Annotated in this window: 22 protein-coding genes and 1 riboswitch; of the genes, 1 reads left to right on the forward strand and 21 read right to left on the reverse strand. The window is 48.0% G+C overall.

Annotation, left to right across the window (positions count from 1 at the left end):
• Position 1: 1 nt before the first annotated feature.
• On the forward strand, positions 2-970 hold the full coding sequence (locus tag ACE04G_RS11680) for a hypothetical protein (RefSeq protein ID WP_339306805.1): 969 nt from the start codon (positions 2-4) through the stop codon (positions 968-970).
• 151 nt (positions 971-1,121) lie between these two features.
• Here ACE04G_RS11680 and ACE04G_RS11685 read toward each other — a convergent pair whose 3' ends face one another.
• The 21 genes from ACE04G_RS11685 to ACE04G_RS11785 form a co-directional block, all read right to left on the reverse strand.
• Positions 1,122-1,709 carry a GNAT family N-acetyltransferase gene (locus ACE04G_RS11685; RefSeq protein ID WP_339306803.1) on the reverse strand — a complete coding sequence of 196 codons (588 nt, stop codon included), beginning with the start codon at positions 1,707-1,709 and terminating at the stop codon, positions 1,122-1,124.
• A gap of 14 nt (positions 1,710-1,723) precedes the next feature.
• Complete coding sequence (gene ilvA / locus ACE04G_RS11690; RefSeq protein ID WP_017690682.1) at positions 1,724-3,016, reverse strand: threonine ammonia-lyase IlvA; 1,293 nt, start codon at positions 3,014-3,016, stop codon at positions 1,724-1,726.
• Between the two features lie 255 nt (positions 3,017-3,271).
• A complete protein-coding gene (locus tag ACE04G_RS11695; protein ID WP_221818715.1) occupies positions 3,272-4,162 on the reverse strand; it encodes an alpha/beta fold hydrolase in 891 nt (296 codons plus the stop codon).
• Positions 4,163-4,542: 380 nt separating this feature from the next.
• Positions 4,543-5,148, reverse strand: a complete 606-nt coding sequence (locus ACE04G_RS11700) for an alpha/beta hydrolase (protein ID WP_221818798.1) — start codon at positions 5,146-5,148, stop codon at positions 4,543-4,545.
• Between the two features lie 14 nt (positions 5,149-5,162).
• Complete coding sequence (locus ACE04G_RS11705; protein ID WP_445252489.1) at positions 5,163-6,113, reverse strand: ring-cleaving dioxygenase; 951 nt, start codon at positions 6,111-6,113, stop codon at positions 5,163-5,165.
• 249 nt (positions 6,114-6,362) lie between these two features.
• On the reverse strand, positions 6,363-7,445 hold the full coding sequence (locus ACE04G_RS11710) for a hemolysin family protein (protein ID WP_221818713.1): 1,083 nt from the start codon (positions 7,443-7,445) through the stop codon (positions 6,363-6,365).
• A gap of 233 nt (positions 7,446-7,678) precedes the next feature.
• Positions 7,679-9,016: a hemolysin family protein gene (locus tag ACE04G_RS11715; RefSeq protein ID WP_339306800.1), complete on the reverse strand. Its 1,338-nt coding sequence runs from the start codon at positions 9,014-9,016 to the stop codon at positions 7,679-7,681.
• 654 nt (positions 9,017-9,670) lie between these two features.
• The gene (purD, locus tag ACE04G_RS11720; RefSeq protein ID WP_339306798.1) at positions 9,671-10,936 is read right to left on the reverse strand and encodes a phosphoribosylamine--glycine ligase; all 1,266 of its coding nucleotides are present in this window, start codon (positions 10,934-10,936) and stop codon (positions 9,671-9,673) included.
• Positions 10,937-11,065: 129 nt separating this feature from the next.
• Entirely contained in the window at positions 11,066-12,613 is a 1,548-nt protein-coding gene (gene purH / locus ACE04G_RS11725) for a bifunctional phosphoribosylaminoimidazolecarboxamide formyltransferase/IMP cyclohydrolase (protein ID WP_449003614.1), read from the reverse strand.
• Positions 12,614-12,907: 294 nt separating this feature from the next.
• Entirely contained in the window at positions 12,908-13,525 is a 618-nt protein-coding gene (gene purN / locus ACE04G_RS11730; protein ID WP_339181864.1) for a phosphoribosylglycinamide formyltransferase, read from the reverse strand.
• Positions 13,525-14,565 (reverse strand): phosphoribosylformylglycinamidine cyclo-ligase, encoded by a 1,041-nt coding sequence (purM, locus tag ACE04G_RS11735; RefSeq protein WP_076329579.1) that lies wholly within the window; start codon positions 14,563-14,565, stop codon positions 13,525-13,527. The genes purN and purM overlap by 1 nt, the downstream gene beginning before the upstream one ends.
• A gap of 443 nt (positions 14,566-15,008) precedes the next feature.
• Entirely contained in the window at positions 15,009-16,487 is a 1,479-nt protein-coding gene (purF, locus tag ACE04G_RS11740; protein WP_449003615.1) for an amidophosphoribosyltransferase, read from the reverse strand.
• Positions 16,472-18,715, reverse strand: coding sequence for a phosphoribosylformylglycinamidine synthase subunit PurL (gene purL, locus ACE04G_RS11745; protein ID WP_339306793.1), 2,244 nt, complete (start codon positions 18,713-18,715; stop codon positions 16,472-16,474). Before purL ends, purF begins: the two co-directional genes overlap by 16 nt.
• Entirely contained in the window at positions 18,693-19,382 is a 690-nt protein-coding gene (gene purQ / locus ACE04G_RS11750; RefSeq protein ID WP_036606071.1) for a phosphoribosylformylglycinamidine synthase subunit PurQ, read from the reverse strand. The genes purL and purQ overlap by 23 nt, the downstream gene beginning before the upstream one ends.
• A 4-nt stretch (positions 19,383-19,386) precedes the next feature.
• Positions 19,387-19,632: a phosphoribosylformylglycinamidine synthase subunit PurS gene (gene purS / locus ACE04G_RS11755; protein ID WP_017690695.1), complete on the reverse strand. Its 246-nt coding sequence runs from the start codon at positions 19,630-19,632 to the stop codon at positions 19,387-19,389.
• Between the two features lie 572 nt (positions 19,633-20,204).
• On the reverse strand, positions 20,205-21,077 hold the full coding sequence (locus tag ACE04G_RS11760) for a phosphoribosylaminoimidazolesuccinocarboxamide synthase (RefSeq protein ID WP_076253839.1): 873 nt from the start codon (positions 21,075-21,077) through the stop codon (positions 20,205-20,207).
• Positions 21,078-21,458: 381 nt separating this feature from the next.
• Positions 21,459-22,757: an adenylosuccinate lyase gene (gene purB / locus ACE04G_RS11765; RefSeq protein WP_047840491.1), complete on the reverse strand. Its 1,299-nt coding sequence runs from the start codon at positions 22,755-22,757 to the stop codon at positions 21,459-21,461.
• Entirely contained in the window at positions 22,754-23,956 is a 1,203-nt protein-coding gene (gene purK / locus ACE04G_RS11770; RefSeq protein ID WP_237178153.1) for a 5-(carboxyamino)imidazole ribonucleotide synthase, read from the reverse strand. Before purK ends, purB begins: the two co-directional genes overlap by 4 nt.
• Positions 23,953-24,438 carry a 5-(carboxyamino)imidazole ribonucleotide mutase gene (gene purE, locus ACE04G_RS11775; RefSeq protein WP_017690699.1) on the reverse strand — a complete coding sequence of 162 codons (486 nt, stop codon included), beginning with the start codon at positions 24,436-24,438 and terminating at the stop codon, positions 23,953-23,955. Before purE ends, purK begins: the two co-directional genes overlap by 4 nt.
• A gap of 194 nt (positions 24,439-24,632) precedes the next feature.
• Positions 24,633-24,734, reverse strand: a riboswitch (purine riboswitch).
• A gap of 273 nt (positions 24,735-25,007) precedes the next feature.
• Positions 25,008-25,442 (reverse strand): universal stress protein, encoded by a 435-nt coding sequence (locus tag ACE04G_RS11780; protein ID WP_076215141.1) that lies wholly within the window; start codon positions 25,440-25,442, stop codon positions 25,008-25,010.
• A 180-nt stretch (positions 25,443-25,622) separates the two neighbouring features.
• Positions 25,623-25,886: a DUF1294 domain-containing protein gene (locus tag ACE04G_RS11785; RefSeq protein WP_017690702.1), complete on the reverse strand. Its 264-nt coding sequence runs from the start codon at positions 25,884-25,886 to the stop codon at positions 25,623-25,625.
• Positions 25,887-25,906 lie beyond the last annotated feature (20 nt).

The raw sequence follows: 25,906 nt of genomic DNA on the forward strand, positions 1-25,906 counted from the left end.
TATGACATCATCGTTTCAATCCGCCAAACGTACAGGCATGCGCACCTTCATTACAGCTACCGCCATTGTCTTGCTACTCCAAACGGCTGTCGCTCCATTATCCGGAGTCGCTGCTGCCGCTTCTTCCAGTACAGATACCAAAGTCACGACGGCCAGTTCAACAACGATATATAAAACATTTCAATCCATGCTCTATAAAAAGAACGGCTTGCCTGCCGCGGATACCTATCTCGAATCTCATATCAAAAAAGTAACAAAGCATCACGCCACCCTGATGGTGCTTCAATTGGAGAATGCTCGCCTGGAGGCGCTAACAGCCATGACGGACCGCATACTCGTACCTAATGTTCAGGACAAGATGATCAAGGCCTACAAGTTGAATGATAGCTTCACCAAACTCATGGAGCGTACCCAGGACTCTGATCTGCGTGCACTGTTAAAAGAAGCCCGTGACAGCGGCTACCGCCTCGTCATGCTCGAAGGCTCCCTCTATCCCATAATGAATTATGCGGCTTTCGTGAAATATAACTCTGAAATTAAAGAAGATATCTCTAGCTACATCAGTATCATGACAAGGGAAACGAAAAACTTGCCTGCGGATGACGGTGCTCTGGTTATTGGCTATCAGGAAATTCTCCTTCGAGCACTCGGCCAGGAAAGATTCCTGGAACTGCATCCAAAATCAAATCGAGCTAAGCAGGTGCATAATCTGTTAAACAGTTATACCCTGTATACCTTTTATGGGCTGAACAATACACCGCTGTTTGATTATGACACGAACAAAATGGTTGCGAACGCCCAAAGAGGCTACAACGGCGTCTTGCAGCGTCTTGCATCCGTCGATAGTGAATTCCTCACTAAGCTGGATGCCTTTATGGGCGTGGTTAAGGAATCGAAGTATGAGAAAACGGCTGCTGTCGAGAAATGGCTGGACCAGAATGTGCCGGTCAGCGACTATGCGAATTATTGAGTTAATCCGTTCCCAGAGTTAATATCCAGGCCAAAATTCAGGCTAAATCCCAACAGATAATCACGACAAAAACCGCCACAGGATTCGCTCCTATGGCGGTTTTCTTCATGCTTCTATCATCAAAACTGACTTAACCCGTCAGCGCTCTGTACTATTGAATCGGTTTAACCATATGATTATACTCATGTCCTGCGATGACAATCACACCGTCTTTGACATATCCCTGCCGTTCATAGAGCATTAGCGCACGGCCGTTGTCCCGTTCTACAATCAGGGATACCTGCGAGTGACCCAGCTCTCTGCCCTGCTGCTCAAAAGCAGCCATCAGTGCCCGGCCGATGCCCTGCCCCTGATAAGCTTCACTTACCGAGAGAGTATCCAGATAATACTCCCCCGGACGGGTTTCTTTAACCAAAGCATACTTCTCTTCCTGGCTTCGTCCAGGTCGATCCAGAATCGGCTGGTCCAGACGATCTGCTTCTCCGCCATCATAGGCTACCAGAATCCCCGCAATCAGCCCATCCTGCTCCATCACTGTCACATGACGATAGCTAATCCGGTTGTTTTCCTGTACATAGAACGCCTGCAAAATCCGCATCGCCTTCTCATGATCCGCCTCACCCGCAAGCGCGTATGCAATGTCTCCTATCGCCTGATACAGCAAAGGAATAACCTGATCAGCATCTTCTATGCGTGCAGGTCTGATCAGAGGAGATGTTTCTTGGTGATCTAATTGCATCTTGTAATTATTCATCAGATTAACATGTTGAACAGATTTAGATTTTTGTTCAGTTCGGTATAGGCGATACCTTTGCGGTTCATGCGTTCAATGAGCGGGTGGTAGTCTTCCTTGTACATCAGCTCAATGCCCACCAAGGCAGGGCCATTTTCCTTATCATGCTTTTTCGTATATTCGAACCGGGTGATATCATCATTCTTCCCTAGAACTTCCTCCAGGAATTCACGTAAAGCTCCTGCACGCTGCGGGAAATTAACCATGAAATAATACTTCAGACCTTCATAGATCAGGGAACGTTCCTTGATCTCCTGCATCCGGTCGATATCGTTGTTCCCGCCACTAATTACGCAAACCACCGTCTTGCCCACGATTTGCTCACGATACTGCTCAAGCGCCGCAACAGCCAAGGAACCGGCAGGCTCCACAACGATCGCATTTTCATTATATAACTCCAGAATAGTTGTGCAGGCTTTGCCTTCTGGTACTTTCACAATGTCATCAAGTATACTATTGCAGATATCAAAGGTGAGATCGCCAACACGTTTCACCGCTGCGCCATCCACGAATTTATCAATATCATCCAACGTCACAACCTGTTTGCGGAACATCGCCTCACTCATGGAAGCTGCACCAAGTGGCTCAACTCCAATGATGCGTGTCTCTGGACTCACGGTCTTCATGTAGGTTCCCACGCCGGCTGCCAGCCCTCCGCCACCAATCGTCACGAATACATAGTCGGCATTCTCATCGAGACTTTCCATGATTTCCATCGCTACCGTACCATTACCTGCAATAATCTTGGGTTGATCAAAAGGATGGATAAACGTCATGCCCTGTTCGTCACATGCACGCATCGCTTCAGCATAAGCATCATCATACGTATCTCCGATCAGCACCACTTCAACGTTGCTGCCGCCAAAACGTCTCACTTGCTTCACCTTCTGGTTCGGTGTTGTACTCGGCATGAAGATTTTGCCGTTAATTCCAAGGGCATTACAGCTAAAAGCAACACCCTGAGCGTGGTTACCCGCACTTGCACAGACAATACCCTTCTCCATCTCGGCTGGTGTCAGACTGCGAATCATATTATAGGCGCCTCGAATTTTGAACGAACGCACCACTTGAAGGTCTTCCCTTTTCAGATACACATTACAGTTATATTTGGCCGACAATACAGCATCCCGCTGTAACGGCGTTCTTACAATGACCTCACGCAGCACATGATGTGCGCGTACGATATCTTCCATGCCAACACTGGCACGACCGGGACTTGTGGTTCCCGTTGGTTCTTGTTCAACTGGTTTCATGTTGTCTCCACACTCCGCTTTTATGGTCTATATAAGTTGAACTAAAGTTTTATTTACACTGACACTACGATGACAGAATAACCCTCCAATCGCTGTTATCCCCAGATTTTTTCGATTCCCTTTTCTCAAGGGAAAAATCCGGTGATAAAGGCGAACGCTTCGCTTTTTCAGGTTCTTTCTGTCCTCTCCGTTATCGTGTAAATCACTAATTCAACTTATCTAGCAATGTCGCGCACTGCTTTTCTTTGTATTGTATCACTTTTGCTCTGTTCTTGCGCCTGAGCTCACGTCATTTATCATTCGTACAATTTCATCAATAATGACCTGAGGGTCTGTATACATAACCATATGTCCCGATTGATCGGCCCCAATCCATCTCGCATTAGAGAGCTGGCTCACCGTCTGGCGATGCGCCGTGATGAGGGCAGGCCTGATTTTCCCCTCTCCCTTGCCCGGGTTCGTACCCGAGATCACGCTAACTTCCAGATTACCCAGAGCCGGAGGATGTTCCAGCAACGCTGCCATGTCATCCAGAAATGTTTTTCCTTCCGCAAGCATCGTGCTGGCTGCCCGTACAGTGAAATCCTCCTTGAGATGATCCGCTGCCACATCGTCAGGCTGAACACTTCCAGCTTTGCTGCCAAGTTTCTTATATAAGCCAGTCCGCGCCATGATTGGAATAATGAAACCATTGATGGCAAAGCTCTTTTTAGTAAGCTTGGAAAAATACATTTCGCAATGCTCGTCTGATGGATCTACCAGGATAATGCCACGTAATCGAGATAGATGTGCAGCTGCCGTAGCCCGTACAATCGGACCTCCCCAGCTATGTCCAACCAGAATGAATGGGCCCGGGCCCAGAGCTGTCAGCAGTTCCCCAAGATCCCCTGCAATACGTTCAAGGCTGCGGGGAGCCGAGTCGATATCACTTTGTCCCGCCCCTGCCCTGTCATACACAACTGCACGTGCATGCTCAGCAATGGCTGGTGCAACCAGTCCCCAGTTTGATCTGGAGGCGCCCATACCGGACTCAAACACCACCGTCAGGTCTCCTATCCCCTTGGACATATAATGTAGTTTGCGACCATCGCGGGTCTGAACAAACGCACTTGAACCAAATGTATGTGAGCTAGGGTTAGAATTCATATTCCCCTCCTGATTACGTGGATAATCATCTTTCACCGAATCTAATTGAAAATGATTATCAATTACTTTATTATAGAATAATCCATGCTTTACGACAACCATGTTGCTTCAGCAAGATACAGCCGTTCTGTCGCTTCTATCACGTTTCAACGATCATTCCCCGCCCCACCGTTCTGCTAAGCCTCCTTTTTCCTTATGGAAAAGAAAACCCGATCCATAATCGGATCGGGTAACTGTCCCTGCCACTATGCGGCTAGGCATCATATATAAAATATAAAAAAACAGCCCGATTTCAATTTCCATCAGGGCTGTTTTTAACTGCTTTAGCTTCACGATACCCAGGATTAAACATATCGCTCATTTAATAAGGAAACAACAATTTATGCCTGTGTCTTAAACCAAGTTGCCGCAGCTTCTGCTTCGGTACGAGTCAACTGATGACCTTGACGCTCCCAATGTGTGTTTACATTGGCACCTGCACCGCTCAGCAACGAAGCAAGTTCCTCCGTCTCACGTCTTAGTACAATCGGATCGTTCTCGCCCGCACCAATGAACACAGGCAGACCTTTCAGATCCGGCAGTTCCAGTCCGCGCAGCGGTACCATCGGGTGATGCAGAATTGCACCTTTGAATACATTTGCTTGATGGAAGATCAAACTTGCCGCAATGTTGGCACCGTTAGAGTAACCCAGTGCATACACGTTGGACCGATCAAAACCGTATTCCACCGCAGCTGCATCGACAAAAGATCCCAGCTCTGCCGTACGAGCAATCAGATCTTCTTCATCAAAAATGCCTTCGGCCAGGCGGCGGAAGAAACGGGGCATCCCGTTCTCCGATACATTACCCCGCACCCCAAGTATGCCAGCTCCTGGTGCGATCATCTCCGCCAGACCGATCAGATCGTTCTCGGTTCCGCCTGTACCGTGAAGTAACAGGATTGTTGGCGCATCCGGCTGAGCACCTGCTTTATAGATATGTTTCATTGTATTGGTTGTGGTCATGATTTGGACTCTCCTTTCCATTCACGTACTTCAATTCGTGGCAACAATTGTTCAATCTGCTCACGCTGTGGTTCATACCATTCAGGCAGCATCAGTTTCTCACCCATGCTCTCTGCTGGTTCATCCCGTGAAAATCCTGGAGGATCCGTAGCCAGTTCGAACAGTATACCACCCGGCTCCCGGAAATACACAGCGTTGAAGTATTGACGGTCAATGACTGGCGTTGGATGATATCCGGATTGTTCAAGATCCTGCTGAATTTGTTCATGTTCCACGTAATCTTTGGCACGCCATGCAATATGGTGGACCGTTCCGGCTCCACCAATCCCGCGCTGGATGCCTGTGGACTGAATATCGATGATCTGACCGATATCGCCGCTTGCCTGAAGACGAAGGAGTCCGTTCTCTTCACCGACTTGCTCCAGACCCAGTTTACTCACCAAGACGTCCATGGTTTTCTCAGGAACGTGGCTGAACAATACGGCTCCGCCAAATCCTTTGATGGCATGCTCCGGTGTCACACCGTTGAAAGTCCAGCTGCTTGGCTGACCACCTTCACGCTCAACCAGTTCAAGCAACAGACCGCCTTTGTCGAAGAAACGAATGTATTGCTCACCGAATCTGGTTTTATTTTCATATGGAATATCGAAGGAAGCAAGACGTTCTTTCCAGAAAGGCAGGCTTCCTACCGGAACCGCATATACGGTAACTCCAGTCTGACCGGAACCAATGACACCTCTTCTTGAATTTTGCTGTGGGAAAAAGGTAATGATTGTGCCCGGTGCACCCTGCTCATTCCCGTAATACAAGTGATACACGTCCGGTGCATCAAAGTTAATTGTTTTTTTCACCAGTCTGAGCGCCAACACACCTGCGTAAAAATCAACGTTTTTCTGCGCATCGTCAACAAAAGCTGTAATATGATGAATTCCTGAAGTTCTGAACATAATCTCCACTCCCTTGTTTTAGTTGTATCATAGGTTGTTTTTACTTCTTTTATTTATTGCTTTTCGTTATTTATCTTTAAGTTAAGATTCTTTAAATTTATATTAATCCATTGAACCTCAATATGCAAGCTTTTATTTTAAAATTAAGATTTAATACAAAAAGCAGGCCCCGATCACTCCGGGAACCTGCATATCGTTATAACGATTGATTAGGTTGGTATTCCTGTATTACTTTTGTATTACTGCTTCTTAAACCAGTTTCATTCTTTTTGGTGGATTCACCAAATCTTTATGTTCGTATTCATCCTTGATATCTCCGACAATCTCTTCAAGGATATCCTCCATCGTAACCATACCTACCGTAGCACCTGCCTCGTTTTTCACGGTTGCAATGTGTACACGGCTTTGCTGCATCTGGATCAGTACATCCTTGATTGGAGAACGCTCGGAGAAACTCGGGGTATTGTGAACAAATGTCTCCATATTGAAGTCTCTGCCCGCAGCTACACTCGTCAGCATTTCTTTGGTGTTAATAAAGCCCACAAAATGCGCCTGATCCCCATTTGCAATAACAGGGTATCGCGTGTATTCATGTCGATTCAGCGTCTCAATAATCTGATCAAGCGGCATTTCCTTATTCAACGTAACAATTTTATCACGTGGAATCATAATCTCCTGAAGCAGACGCTCATCAAAAGCAAAAATGTTTTTAAGATAGTCCAGCTCCGTCTGATTGATCTCGCCACTCTCATAACTCTTTGCCATAATCAGTTTCAGCTCTTCCTCCGAGTGAACGGTATCATGCCCGGCAGGTTTTACACCAAATATGCCAAGCAACAGACGAGCAGCTCCATTTAATGCATAAATGAACGGATTCATGATTTTACCGAACCAGTACAGTGGTGGTGCCAGCAACAACGTCATTCTCTCTGCAAACTGGATCGCCAGGGTTTTTGGTGCCAATTCACCAATAACCACGTGCAGGAACGTAATGATCGCCAGAGCGATACCGTAGGAAAGCACGGTAGACAATGCCGCCGGCACTTCCATTCGCTCAAACAGCGGATGCAGCATTTTCTCAACGGTAGGTTCACCCAAGGCTCCCAATACCAGCGCCGTGATGGTAATCCCCAATTGACATGCCGACAGATAATAATCCAGGTTGTGCGCCACTTTTTTGGCCAGTACTGCCTTTTTGTTCCCTTCCGAGATCAGTTGATCGATTCGGGACATCCGTACTTTAAGAATTGCAAATTCGGCTCCAACGAAAAAGGCTGTCAGACCTATAAATACGGCTACTAAAAATAAATTCAAGGCTATTATTCCGTCCAATGATTTCCCTCAGGTTGAGGGATTCACCTCCAAGTAAAATTTATATTAAGGTTGCACGAGTGATGTTCCGGTGACGGCTCGTTCTTCCGATCGCCATTGCCTCCAAATTTTCCTGATTGTTGTTTTCAAAGGTTTAAAATTGGTTTGCAAACGCGAACGCTACGCTTCTTCAGAATCGATTCCGTCCCCTACACTGTTACGTTGCCAAAACGCTTTAAATTCTGAGGGCAATATCACGCCAGATCGCTTGTAGCTTCCTCAACCTGCGCACCGCTCACTCGTTCCAGAAGAACTTGTTTGATGTGATAATTTTCAGTGTCCACAACGGTCCAGACATAATCACCATGTTCCACCGTGTCGCCTTTTTCCACACCTACACCCTTCTGGTATTGAATCCATCCGGCCACGGTATCCATCTCTTCATTTCCTTCAAAGCTAAGCCCGAACTGCCGCTCCACTTCATCCAAAAGTACCCTGCCGTTAATGAGATATTGATTTTCTCCGGTCTCCTGAATATCGGCCACCTCATCAGCATCGAATTCATCGCGAATCTCACCGACAAGCTCCTCCAGAATATCCTCCATTGTAATGATTCCCGAGGTACCGCCGTATTCATCCACGACCACGGCCATGTGTACACGTTCCTGCTGCATTTTTATCATCGCATCTTGGATACTTGTAACTTCTGAAACGAACGGGATCTCGCGAACGAATTCACTTAGTTGATACGATCTTGCAGCAACCATGTCAGGCAAAATCTTTTTCACATTCACGACGCCGACAATACGGTCCTTGTCCCCATCCTCGATGACAGGGTAGCGTGAATAGTTATGTTCATCCAATATAGGAATAATATCGTCATAGGTCATATCCTGACTTAATGTCACCAGTTCCGTGCGCGGGACCATGATGTCTTTGGCATCACGTTCATCGAATACAAATACATTTTCCAGATATGAAAGCTTGGTCTTGTTATTCTCGTCACCTTCATAACTCTGGTTCATAATGATTCTGATCTCGTCCTCCGAGTAAGCTTGATCATGTTCCGCAGGTTTCACACCGAATCCCCGCAGAAGAACACGTGAGGCTCCATTCAACGCCCAAATGAACGGGTACATGACTTTACCAAACCAGTATAATGATGGGGAGAGCATCAATGTCAGTTTTTCCGAAAACTGAATTGCCAGCGTTTTGGGCGCCATTTCACCTACAACCACATGCAAGAACGTGACGAGTATAAAGGCGATCGCATAAGAAGCAATCGACGAGATTGAAGCAGGTACGTCTAAATAATTGAATACCGGATATAACAATCTCTCAACCGTCGGTTTTCCGAGTGCACCCAGTCCCAGTGCGGTGACCGTAATACCGAGCTGACAGGCTGACAGATAATAATCCAGGTCCGAGACAACTTTTTTGGCGAGTACAGCCTTTTTATTGCCTTCCGCGACCAGTTGATCCACTCTTGATGTACGAATTTTGACTACAGCAAACTCTGATGCTACGAAAAATGCAGTCAATGCAATCAAGATAATAAGTAAAGCGATATTCAATATGGTAATTATGTCCAATGATTTCCCCGGTTCTCAGGGATTCACCTCCAGAGATAGTTACAGCGTGATCCGTTAACTACGTTAACCATTCATGCGCTGTTTGTCGTTCATCATGGCTTATGCCTTATATGAAATCGAATAATGATCATATTTGTATATGTCATACGGTTTGACCTTGTAAAATACAAAACAGGAATTCAAGATGAAGTCAATGACTTGCAGAAACTTCTTCATTCAAATCGGGTTACCCCTCATGCTGTCAATTGTTCCTCGCTTAACTCCACCTAGATTCGCCATTTGGACAATTTACAATATCGCCTACCCAATAGATATCCACCTCCCCTCATACGCATTCCTGTTTCCGAAAAGTATACCATGATTCCAATACAACCATCCAGTTGCACGTTATGGTTTGGCACAAGCTTACAGTTTAATGTTCACAAATTAGTCTTTATGTATGTTACGAACTTGATATAAAGATATGTTTGGTATTACCTTATAATGTGATATTCTTCACATAATTAGTATAGTCCAATTTATAAAAATACTACCCTTTACTTTAGGTCATTAAACATGTGTGTTTACATAGCATACATCTATATACGCAACAAAGAGCCCGCAGGATGCAACAACCTTACGGCGCACATCTTTACGGGCTCTCTCCTATTTATCCTACACCAATGCTTTGGCAGCAATATCCGTCCGCTGATGTTTGCCATCAAAATGGATACATTCCGCCTGTGCGTAGGCTTTGTTTCTAGCTTCTGCAATATCCGCGCCAAGGCCAACTACGCCCAGGATCCGTCCACCATTCGTGACCCAGTCTCCTGCTTCACTACGCGCTGTACCTGCGTGGAATACCACGGCATCTTGCACTTGTTCGAGACCTTCAATGACTACGCCTTTGGCATAAGGACCCGGATAACCTCCTGAAGCAAGCACCACACATACTGCGGCTTCATCGCTCCATTCAATTTCAATGTCTGCCAGCTTACCATGAACAGTTGCCCAGAAGATATCGAACAGGTCACTCTTCAATCGTGGCAAAACAACCTGTGTCTCGGGATCACCGAAACGTGCATTGAACTCAATCGTTTTGGGTTTACCATCTGGTGAAATCATCAGTCCAGCAAACAACACGCCTTGGAACGGACGCCCTTCGGATACCATGGCCTTGGCTGTTGGTTTGATGATCGTCTCTACGGCTTCTTCAATAATGGATGCAGGAATGTGTGGCAAAGGTGAATATGTACCCATACCGCCTGTGTTTGGCCCCTGATCATTATCGAATACAGGTTTGTGATCCTGTGCTGCCGCCATTGGACGAACCGTCTCCCCATCGACAAAAGCCAGAATCGACATTTCCTGTCCTGCGAGGTATTCCTCAATAATCACTTTGGCTCCTGCTTCACCAAATACTTTCTCCACCATAATACTGCGAAGTGCCTGATCAGCCTCTTCACGGGAATAAGCTACCGTCACACCTTTGCCCGCTGCCAATCCATCTGCCTTGATGACAACTGGAATCGCTTGCTCATTCAGGTAAGCCTGTGCCTGTTCGTAGTTATCGAATTTTTCATAGGCTGCGGTTGGAATGTTGTATTTGTGCAGCAGGTCCTTCATGAATGTTTTACTTCCTTCGATCTCTGCTGCATTACGACGGGGTCCGAATACTGGAATACCTGTCGAATCAAATGCATCCACGATCCCATCCGCAAGCGGATCATCCGGACCAATAACCACCAGACCCACTTTAAGCTCTACAGCAAGAGCCGTTAGTTTATCGAATTCATTTACCGCAATGGCATGACACTCAGCGAGCTGAGCAATACCTGCATTTCCCGGTGCACAGTGAATCTTGTCTACCTTTGGACTCTTTGCCAGCGCCCAGATGATGGCATGCTCCCGGCCACCGCCACCTACTACCAAAATATCCATTCGTTCTGTTCCCCCTCCGTGCATAACTGGATTTGTTACGTTATTGCGTGTTGATAAGCCTAAAAAAGAGGGGGTGTACCATAAGTCATAGATATGACTGGCGACACCCCTTATTAAACCTTTTTCGCTCTAGTGCTTGAAGTGACGAACGCCTGTGAAGACCATGGCAATTCCGTATTCATTCGCTACTTTGATGGATTCTTCATCTTTGATCGAACCACCAGGTTGAATCACTGCTGTAATTCCGGCTTTTGCTGCCAGTTCCAGCGTATCACCCATTGGGAAGAACGCATCAGATGCTAGAATAGCACCTTTTGCTTGCTCGCCAGCTTGCTCAATTGCAATTTTGGCTGCACCCACACGATTCATTTGTCCAGCGCCCACACCTACCGTCATATCATTCGCAGCAAGTACGATCGCGTTCGATTTCACATGTTTAACTACTTTCCAGCCAAACAACAGCTGTTTCAGTTCTTCTTCCGATGGCGCACGATCCGTTACCACGTTCAGCTCGCTCGCTTCAATGGAGTGCACATCGGACTGTTGCACGATCATACCGCCGTCGATGGACGTAACCACGAATTGGCTCTCCCGTTTACGAGCAGCATTCAGTTCGCCCGTTTTGAGCAAACGAATGTTTTTCTTCTTCGTCAGGATATCGAGAGCCTCTTGCGTAAAGTCAGGAGCAAGTACGATTTCCAGGAAAATCTCGCTCAATTTGCCTGCTGTATCGCTATCGATAATGCGGTTCGCTGCCACAATGCCACCAAAGATAGATGTTGGATCTGCAGCATATGCTTTGCTGTAAGCTTCATAGATACTTACGCCAATGCCCACGCCGCATGGGTTCATATGTTTAACCGCGACAACGGCCGGTTCTTCAAACTCTTTGACAATCTGCAATGCTGCGTTCGCATCGTTGATGTTATTGTAAGACAACTCTTTGCCATGCAATTGCTCGGCTGTTGTCAACGTATCTTGAGCAGCCAGCGGTTTGCGGTAGAATGCCGCCTGCTGGTGTGGATTTTCGCCATAACGCAAATCCTGGAGTTTTTCGTAAGTAACCGTCAGACGCTCTGGCAGTGGATCACCATTTACGTTGGACAGGTAGTCGGAGATGAGTGCATCGTAAGCCGCTGTATGGCGGAACACTTTTGCCGCAAGCCGTTTGCGAGTTTCGAGAGTGGTATCTCCATCGTTGCGCACTTCCTCCAGCACTTGGCTGTAATCAGATGCGTCTACAACGACACTGACAAAGGCATGGTTTTTGGCTGCCGAGCGAAGCATCGTTGGACCACCGATATCGATGTTCTCGATGGCATCTTCGTATGCCACGTCCGGTTTCGCAATAGTCTCTTGGAATGGATATAGGTTCACGACAACCAGATCGATATAGCCGAGACCGAGTTCTTCCATCTGGCGTGTGTGCTCTTCGTTATCACGCACAGCCAACAACCCACTATGAACTGCCGGATGCAATGTTTTGACACGTCCGTCCATGATTTCCGGAAATCCGGTCACATCCGAAATTCCGATGACAGGTACGCCTTCCTTCGACAACAGGCTGCTTGTACCTCCTGTCGAAATAATCTCCACACCCATTTGCGACAGCTCGCGGCAAAAGTCCACGATGCCTGTTTTATCCCATACGCTGACCAGCGCTCTTTTGATACTCACAATATGCTCCTCCTTTAATGTCCCATGGCTTCGCGTTTCCTGACGAAACACAGCCGATTTATTTCCCGAGAAATATCACAAAATGCGTACCAATATTCGACTTCTGTTATACAGTTGATAAATGGATTTTCACACTAAAACACTACGAGTCCAGAATAATCTTCCGATCGCTGTTATTCCAAGATTTTTTGAACAATTTCTAAATGGTAAAAATCCAGTAATAAAGGCGAGCGCTTCGCTTCTACAGCTTATTTCTGTCCTCTCCGTTAATGTGTGAAAAAGTTTAAAACTATATCAAACCGGTTTGTTAATAGTAACATGACGTCCGTCTAACTGAACCAGACCTTGCGCGAACCAGGAAACAACTTCAGGATATAACTGCTGTTCAGCCGCATGAATGGAATGGCTAATGGATTCAGGCGTATCTTCTGGCAAAATGGGAACCGGATGCTGGGCAATAATCGGTCCGGTATCCATGCCTCCGTCTACAAAATGCACGGTCACACCCGTAACTTTCACGCCATATTCGAGAGCCTGTCCAATCGCATCCTTACCTGCAAATGCCGGCAGCAAGGACGGATGAATGTTAATCAACCGACCTGCGTAACGATCCACCACAACCGAAGTCAACAATCTCATATATCCCGCAAGAACAACCAAGTCGATCTCTTTGGATTCAAGCACTTCCACGATCTCTGCCTCATAGGCTTCACGGGAAGCGTAATTTTTCGGAGTAAACAGGTGACAATCCACGCCTGCATCCTGTGCCCGCTGCACAACACGTGCAGCCGGTTTATCACACACGAGCAGATCTACGGATGCATTCAGCCCACCGTTTCGTACTGCATCGACCAATGACTGAAAGTTAGTCCCTTCACCCGAGGCAAATACAGCTATGCGGTAGTTCCCCATTAAACATCCGCTCCCGTGAAGGTTACTCGCGCATCTCCTTCAGTAACACGGCCAATGATGTACGCTTCTTCACCAGATGCTTTCAGTTGTTGCAGCGCTTCTGTTGCATCTGCTTCATTAACGACCAGTACAAGCCCAACACCCATGTTGAATGTGGTGAACATGTCACGGTTTGAGACAGCTCCCTTTTCCTGTAACAGGTTGAAGATCGGCAGGATCGGCCAAGAGCCGTAGTCAATATCCACATTCACGTTGCTTGGCAACATACGTGGGATATTCTCGATGAAGCCACCACCTGTAATGTGTGCCATGCCTTTTACTTTTACCTTTTCCAGCAGGGACAACAGAGGTTTAACATAGATCTTTGTAGGTTCCAGCAGGGAATCACCCAGCTTACCGCCCAGTTCCGCTACTTCATCATGCAGATCAAGTCCCGCATCTTCCAACAAAAGTCTGCGTACCAGCGAGAATCCGTTACTATGCACACCGCTGGAGGCCAATCCAATCACTGTGTCGCCAGGTGCGATGGTTGTACCGTTGATGATCTTCGCTTTGTCCACGATGCCCACCGTGAATCCGGCAATATCGTATTCGCCTTCACTGTACATGCCCGGCATCTCCGCCGTTTCGCCACCGATCAGCGCACAACCCGATTGATGACAGCCTTCAGCGATTCCCGCAACAATAGCTTCGATCTTCTCTGGAATGACTTTGTCACATGCCAGATAGTCAAGGAAGAAGAGTGGTTCTGCACCCTGTACCACAATGTCGTTCACACACATCGCTACCGCGTCGATTCCGATGGTATCGTGACGGTCCATGGCAAATGCAATTTTCAGCTTGGTACCTACGCCATCCGTACCGGATACAAGCACCGGCTCATCGTATTTATCTTTGTTCAAACCGAACAGGGCACCGAATCCACCCAGATCCGTCATCACTTCCGGACGGAAGGTACGCTTCACGTGTTTTTTCATCCGTTCAACCGCTTCATTACCTGCCGCGATATCAACGCCGGCCTTTTTATATGCTTCGGACAAGTGGAATCATCTCCTTTTTTTTCGCCCCACCTAAATCCTCCCGCCCGGGAGGACCCCATAGGACCTTGGCAGGCCCTCTGGACACCCGCCAAAAAAGCGGTGCAGAGGTGGCTGGTGTGATCTTGCTATGGTTGATTCGTGCGTGATCTCGCGGGATTGTTCGCCGATTCCGTTGGCTGCAAGCCATCGGTCGGCGAACCCCGCTCAGCTACGCTGCGGGGCAAGCCCGCTGGGCAGCTGCTTCGCTCGGCTGCCAGGCCCCTGTTGCTCCGCAAAGCGGGGCTTAAGGGCTCGGGCTTGGCCCGGGTGGCAGCTGCTTCGCCTGGCTGCCCTAGCCCCTGTTGCTCCGCAAGGCGGGGCTTAAGGGTTCGGGCTTGGCCCGGGGGCAGCTGGCTTCGCACCGCTACCTGGGCCCCTGTTGCTCCGCAAAGCGGGGCTTGGGGCTAACAGCTGCAGCCGAATTTTTCCTCGCCGCCAAAGTCGAGGCGGGTTGGGTAATCATGATCAAAACATGCGAGGCAAAGCCCGCCCTTGGGATCATCCTGATTATCTCCCTGAATCGATGCAATCAGTCCATCGGGACTGAGGAACTCCAGGGAGTCCGCATTAATTTCACGGCAAATTTCTTCCACCGACAACTGTGAAGCAATTAATTCACGGCTGTCGGGCGTATCAATGCCATAGAAACATGGGTTTTTGAACGGTGGTGATGTAATTCGCACATGGACCTCGGTAGCTCCTGCATCACGCAGCATGTTCACGATCCGACGGGAGGTTGTTCCCCGTACGATGGAGTCATCAATCATGACCACACGTTTGCCTTCCACAACGCGACGTACAGCGCTCAGCTTCATCTTCACACCCTGCTCCCGCAGTTCCTGGCTTGGCTGAATAAACGTACGTCCGGTGTATTTGTTCTTGATCATACCCATCTCGTACGGAATACCCGTTTGCTCCGCATAACCAATGGCCGCCGAGATGCTGGAATCTGGTACCCCCGTAACCAAGTCCGCATCCACAAACGACTCAATCGCCATACGGCTTCCCATCCGTTTACGAGCAGCATGCTGGTTCGTACCATTCATATCACTATCCGGACGGGCAAAATAAATATATTCCATCGCGCATAATGCCTTGCGGTGTTTGTGATGATCAAAGCGATCCTCGTGCAGACCATCTGCATCCAGCACAAGCAATTCACCCGGCTCGATATCACGAATCAACTCTGCGCCGATTGTTTCCAGTGCACAAGTCTCGGATGCAAACAGATACGCATCTCCCAGCTTACCCATCGTCAGCGGACGAAGTCCGTGCGGATCGGAAGCCACGAGCAGCTTGTCGTTGGTCATGATCAGAAACGCATAACCACCCACAATGCGCTGGAATGCCTCTTTTGCAGCCTCAACAAGCCCCTTGGAGGATCGTGCAATCAGATGCGCAATGACCTCGGTATCACTTGTTGTTTGAAAAATGGACCCGCTCTGCTCCAGCTCACGCCGGATCGTTGGTGCATTCACAATGTTTCCGTTAGTCGCTACTGCGAGATCACCATCACGGTATTTAAATACCAATGGCTGTGCGTTCGTCAGTTTACTGTCACCACTTGTTGAATAACGGACATGTCCAATGGAAATATCCCCAGTCAATGTCTGCATCAGGTCTTTGGTGAACACTTCTTTCACCAGACCCATACCGCGATGATAGTTAAACTGGCTGCCATCACTCACACACATGCCTGCACTCTCTTCGCCCCGATGTTGCAGCGCATGCAGTCCATAATAGGAGAGCGAAGCCGCGTCAGGGTGTCTGAACACCCCGAACACGCCGCATTCTTCTTTCAATTTGTCGAGTCCGTCCTTGCCGGACCCTTCATTATAATAATCGCCTGTCCACAACGGTCCTGTCGTCAGTTCATGAGACATGGAATCGCATCCTCCCAGACCTGAGCTAAACCTCCTACAGGTTCGCTCACGGCTGATGTTCCGTTCAATTCAATCGTCAGGTTACTTCCTTCTACACGTCCAATCACAGCTACAGGTACACCGCGCTCACGTACAAATGCCTCAAGTTTACCCGCTTGCTCTGGCGTAGCCGACAACAAGATACGGGATTGGCTCTCACTGAATAGGGCGTGATCTGCACGCAGTGCAGTCTCGACATTTACCTGTGCTCCTACGTTACCACTGATACAAGACTCTGCGAGTGCAACAGCCAAGCCGCCTTCAGACAAGTCATGTGCCGAGCGAACGAGACCGGATTGAATAGCTTCCAGCACCGTGCTGAGCAACGCTTTTTCCGTTTGCAAGTTCAGTTCTGGCGGACGACCTTCCGTCTGACCATGAACCGCGTATTGCAGCTCGCTGCCACCCAGTTCAGCTTTTGTTTCACCGAGGAGGATGATGACATCACCTTCGGACTTGAATGATTGTGTCGTGATATGATCCGTATCATGAACAAGACCTACCATTCCGACAACTGGCGTTGGATAGATGGAGCCTTTGGCGTTTTCGTTATACAGACTTACGTTACCACCGATGACCGGCGTATCCAGCACACGGCAAGCTTCTGCCATACCGTCTACGGCTTTCTCCATTTGCCAGAAAATATCCGGCTTCTCCGGGTTACCGAAGTTCAGGTTGTCCGTGATCGCCAGCGGCTCCGCACCGGAACATACAATGTTACGCGCTGCTTCACTCACGGCAATCCGTCCACCAACTTCAGGATCAAGGTACACATAACGTCCGTTACAGTCCGTTGTCATCGCGAGACCTTTGCGTGTGCCACGAATCGTAACTACGGCTGCATCCGAACCTGGACGAACGGCAGTACTTGTACGCACCATGTAGTCGTATTGATCATACACCCATTTTTTACTTGCTACTGTTGGGGAAGCCAGCACTTGTTTCAACGCTCCGCCGAGATCCGACACTTCGTCGTAACGAAGCGTGTCGATGGAGGCACTTTGCTCGTAGTACGCAGGTACAGAAGACGGTTTGTCATACACTGGACATTCGTCAACCAATGCCGTTACTGGCATATCTCCGACCACTTCGCCGTGGTGGATCAATTTCAGACGACCGTCATCCGTTACTTTACCAACTTTGGCACAGATTACGCCCCAACGTTCAAAGATTTCCATCGCCTGCGCCTCATCCTTCGGCTCAACAACGAATAGCATCCGTTCCTGGGACTCAGACAACATCATCTCGTAAGGCGTCATGCCTTCTTCACGCTGTGGTACCTGATCCAGATACAATTCCAGACCGTTACCCGCTTTACTTGCCATCTCTGCACTTGAACATGTCAGACCCGCAGCACCCATATCCTGAATACCGAGCACGATGCCCGTGTCGATCAATTCCAGACAGGATTCCATCACCAGTTTCTCCATAAACGGGTCACCGACCTGAACCGCTGTCCGTTGGGACTCGGATTCTTCCGTCAGTTCAACCGATGCAAAGGTTGCTCCATGAATACCATCCCGGCCAGTTGGTGGGCCCACATAGTAAACCGGGTTACCTACACCTTTAGCTACACCGCGCTGAATCTTGTCATGATCAATTAGACCCACACACATGGCGTTAACCAGTGGATTACCTTCGTAGCTCTCATCAAACATGACTTCGCCTGCAACGGTAGGAATACCGATACAGTTACCGTATCCAGCAATACCCGCTACCACATGTTCGAACAAATATTTAACGCGATCGCTCTCCAGCTTGCCGAAACGAAGGGAGTTCAACAACGCTACCGGTCTTGCGCCCATGGAGAAAATATCACGGATAATGCCGCCCACGCCTGTTGCCGCACCTTGATAAGGCTCAACCGCGGAAGGATGGTTATGGCTTTCAATTTTGAATACAACGGCCTGGTTATCACCGATATCCACGATACCGGCACCTTCACCAGGTCCCATCAGGACACGTGGTCCAGTGGTTGGGAAACGGCGCAGCAATGGCTTGGAGTTTTTATAAGCACAATGCTCGGACCACATTACACTGAACACACCAATTTCCGTGTAGTTTGGCTTGCGCCCCATGAACTCACAGATCAGCTCATACTCGCTGTCAGATACGCCCATTTGTGCGTAAAGTTTATGTTCTGCGACCTGTTCTGCTGTTGGTTCCTTAGCGGATAGCTGCTGCGTCATGCCGATCCCTCCATGCTTTCAAAATAGATGTAAACATACGTTTGCCGTCTTCCGAACCAAACAGTGAATCCACTGCACGCTCTGGATGCGGCATCATGCCGACCACGTTTCCAGCCTCGTTACAGACTCCTGCAATATCACCCAGAGAGCCGTTCGGGTTGGTACCATACGTAAATACGATCTGGTTGTTCGCTTGCAGACTCGCCAGCGTCTCCTCGTCGCAATAATAGTTGCCTTCACCGTGAGCAATCGGGATGATAATCTCTTCGCCGGGTGCATAGTCACGTGTAAATGGTGTATCTGCGTTTGCCACTTTCAATACCGTATCGTGACAACGGAATTTCAGGGAAGTGTTACGGATCAATGCACCTGGAAGCAATCCCGCTTCCGTCAGGATCTGGAATCCGTTGCAAATACCCAAAATATATTTACCTTGTTCAGCAGCTTTCGCTACCTCGTTCATTACCGGTGCAAAGCGGGAAATCGCTCCGCAACGCAAGTAGTCACCATAAGAGAAACCACCTGGAACTAAAATACAATCATAAGCCGATAGATCTGTAGCCGTGTGCCATACATAATCAACCTCTTGTCCAATCGCATCTTCCACTGCCTTGTAACAGTCGATGTCGCAGTTGGAGCCAGGGAACACAAGAACTGCAAATTTCATGAGATTAACCCTCCAATTCGTAGCGGTAATCTTCAACAACGGTGTTGGCCAGCAGCTTTTCACACATGACTTTCAATCGTTTCTCCGCTTCCGCACGATCTGTTGTATCCAGGTTCAATTCCATGACTTTACCGATCCGTACACTTTCCACTTCGTTGAATCCCATGGAATGCAGGGCTCCTTGAACAGCTACGCCTTGCGGGTCGAGTACGCTTTGCTTAATAGTGACATATACGGTTGCTTTGATCATGATCCTTATGTTCCTCCTCAGTAATGAACGGGATAAATGCTTTACGCTGTTAAAAAGGGTGACTTGGGGCGCTTGCTCCGGGGCGGATTGTTCTTCCGGTCGCTTGTTGTCCCCAGGTTTTTTGATTGTTTTGGCCCACTGTGCGGTCAAAACCCGGGGACAAAGGCGAACGCTATCGCTCCTTTAAGAACAATTCCGCCCCTACGCTAGTCCATGCGACGTTTTTTAAAGGCCTAAACCTTTTACGTTGCACGGTGTGTAATGGTCTAGTCTGACCATTACTTGGAAAGAGTGAATGGTCTTCAAGTTACTTTAGTAATCAATGAATTTAACTCTCATAATCTTTTCAGGCTTCCCTGCCTGCGGGTAGCCACCGCTCTTAAATTGCCTCATCCACCAGTTTGAACACTGGCGGAGGGAAAGATTTGAGCTAGAGAAACGAAGTGCTCGCCTTTGCAACCGGAATGTTTCCTTTTAAAAAAAGGATTCCAATCAAAACATTCCGGGGGCAACAGCGATCGAAAGCCAAACTTTCTCGTAGTCCGCTCAAACGTTAGTCTCCTCAAACGTTATTATTTCGTTAAACGATTATAAATATCGACGTATCTTGCGGTTGTTGCTTCAACTACCTCTTGTGGGAGTGGATCGGGTTTACTGTTCTTGTCCCAATCGGTTCCAGCGAGATAGGTGCGCACTGGCTCTTTATCCATGCTGTCGATCTCGATGTCCAGTTCATAGTTCTCTTTGGCCCAGAAGCGTGAAGCATCTGGAGTGAAGATTTCGTCAATCAGGATGACCTTGCCATCCACGATGCCGAACTCGAATTTGCAGTCTGCGAGAATGATGCCACGCTGATCGCAGTAATCACGGGCGAATTCGTACAGGCGCAAGCTTTTTTCCTGAAGCTCAACTGCGAGTGCGTCTCCCACCAGTTCTTTCATGCGATCCATTGGGATGTCCTCATCGTGACCAACATCATTTTTGGCTGCCGGTGTGAAAATTGGAACTTCGAGCTTGGCGTTTTTGCGAAGTCCATCAGGCAGTTTAATGCCATTCACTTCACCACTCGTCTCGTATTGTCTCCATCCCCCACCAGTGATGTATCCACGCACGACACATTCAATATCAATGCGTTCTGCTTTGCGGGTTACCATGATGCGGTCTTTGAGCAATTCAGGGTCTGTGATGAGATCACCCAGTTGATTCACATCGGTATGAACGACGTGATTCTCCATCATGTCACCCGTCAGTTCGAACCAAAAGCTGCTGAGTTTATTCAGTACGTTTCCTTTCTCGGGAACCGCCGGGTCCAGCACGTAATCAAATGCCGATATACGGTCCGTAACCACGATCAGAAAATGTTCACCCAGATCGTACAATTCACGTACTTTTCCTTTATATAACAGAGGTGCTTTAACGAGATCTGCCGCAGTGGACAGTGCCATGGGCTCACCTTCTTTCAGGAGATGTAAAGTATACGTCCAATTCCCCTTATCACGCGGGTCCACTCCGAATGCAGAACAACCTTCCGATCGCTGTTATCCCCAGATTTTTTGATTCCACTTTTGCAAAGTGAAAATCCGGGGATAAAGGCGAGCGCTTTGCCTCTTCAGGTTTTTTCTACCTTCTCCGTTCCAGCGTGAACACATAATCAACCTATACTTTTAGGGAGTAAAACTTGTTCTAAATTTGATAAAGGCGCAGCGTATGCTTCCGAAGTAGCTTTCTTTCAAAAAGCTTTTAGCTTTGCTTCTTCAGCTTATTTCTGTCCTCTGCGTTCCCTGCGAAACCATCATTCTGCGCTATAGCCTTATGGGAGTTATATATTAATCGTTCAAGCCGAGCTTTTTGAAGATGGTGTCTACGTGCTTCAGGTGCCATGACGGGTTGAATGCATCTGCGATTTCCTCTTCGTTCAGCACTTCTGTGATTTCCGGTGTGGATTTCACGATATCCTGGAACTGGCGTTGTTCTTCCCATGCTTGCATCGCACGTGGTTGAACGGTATCGTACGCTTGCTCGCGGCTGAAGCCTTTGTCGATCAGTTTTGTCATGATGCGACCGGAGAACGGTACCCCGTAGGTGCGCTCCATGTTGCGTTTCATGTTCTCAGGGAAAACCGTCAGGTTCTTCACGATGTTACCAAAACGGTTCAGCATGTAGTTCAGCAGCATCGTTGCATCCGGCAGAATGATACGTTCTACGGAAGAATGTGAGATGTCGCGCTCATGCCAGAGCGTTACGTTCTCGTATGCGGATACCATGTGTCCGCGAATAACGCGGGACAGACCTGAGATGTTTTCACTACCAATTGGGTTACGCTTGTGCGGCATTGCTGAAGATCCTTTTTGACCTTTAGCAAAAGCTTCTTCCACTTCACGGAACTCACTCTTCTGCAGTGCACGTACCTCTGTAGCAAACTTGTCCAGGGACGTTGCGATCAACGCCAGTGTAGCCATATATTCCGCATGACGGTCACGTTGTAATGTTTGGGTCGAGATCGGCGCAGGTTTCGTGCCCAGCTTCTCGCAGACAAACTCTTCAACAAACGGATCGATGTTCGCGTATGTTCCTACTGCGCCAGAGATTTTGCCGTATTGTACATTGTCTGCCGCATGACGGAAACGCTCCAGGTTCCGTTTCATCTCTTCATGCCACAATGCCATTTTCAGTCCAAATGTCGTTGGCTCAGCATGCACACCGTGCGTACGTCCCATCATTGGTGTGTGCTGATAAGCCAGTGCTTTTTCACGAAGAATTTCAATGAAATTCACGATATCCTTTTCCAGAATTTCATTCGCTTGACGCAGTACATAACCCAGAGCCGTATCCACGACATCTGTGGAAGTCAGTCCGTAGTGCACCCATTTCCGCTCCGCACCCAGACTTTCAGATACCGTACGTGTAAATGCGATAACGTCATGACGTGTTTCCTGTTCAATCTCATAGATCCGGTCGATGTCAAAAGATGCGTTCTGACGAAGCAATGCTGCTTCTTCCTTAGGAATTACACCCAGTTCAGCCCACGCCTCACATGCACAAATTTCAACTTCCAGCCACGATTGGAATTTGTTCTCTTCGGTCCAGATGGCTCTCATTTCGGGTCTGCTATAACGTTCAATCATGAATTTGTATTCCTCCAGAGGTTAGTTTGTTCAATCCATTGCAATCCTTCTTCAACATCCTGACAGAGCAGATTCACATGCCCCATCTTCCGTCCTGTTTTTGCTTCAGTTTTACCATATATGTGAAGCTTGGGAATCACACCGAGTTCTATCGCTTCTGCATCAGGTTGCCCTGTTCTGGCGATAATGCCTTCCAGATGTTCTCCAAGCACATTGACCATAACAACCGGACTCAATAACGAAGTGTCCCCGAGTGGTAATCCGCAGATCGCACGGATATGTTGTTCGAACTGAGAAGTCGCACAAGCTTCCATCGTATAGTGACCAGAATTATGCGGTCTTGGTGCCAGCTCATTGACGTACAGTCTTCCATCCGCCGCTACAAACAGTTCCACAGCCAGCAGTCCAACAGCCTTCATCGATTCTGCCACCGCTGCTGCCAGCTTTTGCGCTTCAATCTGGATATCTGCGGCAACTCTAGCCGGTACAATTGAAGCATGCAAAATGTTGTTCACATGAATGTTCTCCGCTGGCGGGAACGTTTTGATCTCCCCATTTGTACTACGCGCTACAACGACCGATATCTCGCATTCAAACTTGATGAATTGTTCCAACACCAGTTCCGCACCAGTAGCCGCAAGTTCTTCGTATGCCGCAACAGCCTGACTTGCTTCCCGGATGACCCGTTGACCTTTGCCATCGTAGCCTCCAGTCACCGTCTTCAGTACACACGGCACTCCAAGTTCGCTAACAGCAGCAAGCATTGTATCCGCACTTGTGATCTCACGATAAGGCGCGACTCTTACTCCAGCAGCTTCGATCGCACGTTTTTCACGCAACCGATGTTGTGTGGTGTACAGTAACGCACTTCCTTGTGGAACGTAAGACTCACGCTCGAGCAGCCCAGCGACTTCTGCATCCACATTTTCGAATTCATACGTAATGACATCGCATTGCCGAGCCAGTTCAAGTGCAGCTTTGGCATCGTCATAACCAGCTTCAATCTGGCGAGCAACTTGACCACAAGGTGCATCCGCAGCCGGATCAAGAGTAACGAATCGATAACCCATTGCCGTTCCTGCGAGCGTCATCATACGTCCGAGCTGTCCGCCTCCAAGAATGCCGATGGTTGTTTTCCCGGGCAACAGGACTTTTTTTAGCTCTCCTGCTATACCGGATTGGTTCCCGACTCTATTCATAGTTCTTCACTACTTTCGAGTACTTCTTGTTTGATGCGCTCTCGGCGAGCTTCAGAGCGACGTTGGACATCCGGGTCAAAAGCACCGATCATTTGAGCTGCCAGCAATCCTGCATTCGTTGCCCCTGCCTTGCCAATCGCCACAGTTGCGACGGGAATACCACCAGGCATCTGAACAATGGACAACAAGGAATCGAGACCGTTCAATGCTTTGGACTGAACCGGAACGCCAATGACCGGAAGCATCGTTTTGGCGGCAACCATACCGGGTAGATGTGCTGCCCCGCCTGCCCCTGCAATGATCACCTTGAATCCTCGATCAATTGCTTGCTCTGCGTATTCAAACATCAAATCCGGTGTACGATGGGCGGAGACCACCTTTTTCTCATACCCAATCTCCAGCTCATCCAGCACCTCGCACGCATGTTTCATCGTTTCCCAATCCGACTTGCTGCCCATAATTACAGCGACTTGCAGTGACATGAATACATCCAACTCCCGTCTGAGCTTTTTTGATTACATCTGACTATTAAGGAACTCTTATTACGTGTGAAATGAAAAAATCCGCTACCCGCGAAAACATCACATTTTCTCCGGACACCGGACTCCAAGAAATACGTATCCCTCATTTGGGCATGCCAAAAGGGGGCTTGCTGTCCGCATCTGGTTGCGTGCGACTCTCAGCCGTATCTCCTCGTAGTCCGGAAATTTACGGTTCCCGGGTAGATACTTCCGGGCCCTATTCCCGGCGTTATACGAGCAAATATCTATCAAACTATCATCGTTCATTTTTGTTATCTCTTATTACATATTTCGTTCCTACTCGACCTTATTCTTACCTGATCGACACATCTAACATTCTAACAATCCCCTACAGCTAATGTCAACTTAAAGACGAACATTTAACATATTGACAAATATAATGTTCGGGAATTGCTTCTTTAGATTCGCTTAGTCATCCATTTCATCCCATAAAAGAAAGCCGGCTCCTCTTCAATCTCTCGAAGACAACCGGCTTCCTGCTTTTTAGTGCGTACACACTTCATCCATTATTATTTTACGACCAGTACTGGAACCTGCGCATGCTGCACCACATTGTGACTGACACTACCCAGAACAAATTCCCGAATTCCACCCAGTCCGCGGCTACCAATAATAATGATATCAGAATCATTTTCTTTGGCAAAATCAAGCAATACTTCCGCAGCCGCTCCTTGAATCAAATCCACATTGGCCGTTACACCCGCAGCCTGAATTCGTTCTTTCGCTTCATCTGTCGTCTGTACTGCCAGATTGTAATAGTCATTATTAAGGGAAGGTGGCAGTGGAGCCAACCCCTCACCGATGAATACACGCGGGAAATCAAAAGCATGAATGACATCCAGCACTGCATTCGGGGACACTTTCGCTAGCTCAATCGCACGATCAAGTGCTTTATTTGAAGCTTTGGAACCATCATAAGCCACTAATATTTTGGAAAATAACATGTGAATCCCGTCCCTTCCTTTATATGTAGAGCACGCGAAGCAAGCTTCGGTCTGACATGTAATAAACTAACAGTTAAATAACAGAACCATGTAACTCCTTAAACGTTCCAGAGCCACAATGAACCATTTATAAGAACGAATTTACATATGAGACCACAGTATGAACGGTTACGCATGTGTTCATTGAATAAAGTAACCGTAGATTACCGCATTCAAGAATAACAACAATGGAATACCAATGGTGAAGCTGGGATGTTTAGTCTTATGCCTTTTCCGATACATTGCGATCCAGACTCCCAAAGCACCGCCTATAAAGGCTAATAAGAATAACGTCCGTTCGGGTGTACGGTCACGACGCTGTTGTGCACGCCTCTTATCATCGGACATCACCAGATAACCAACTACATTAATAAATAAAAACCACAATATAAGTCCGGTTTGCATATAATTCTAGCGATCCCCCT

This window comes from Paenibacillus sp. AGC31 (assembly GCF_057334655.1).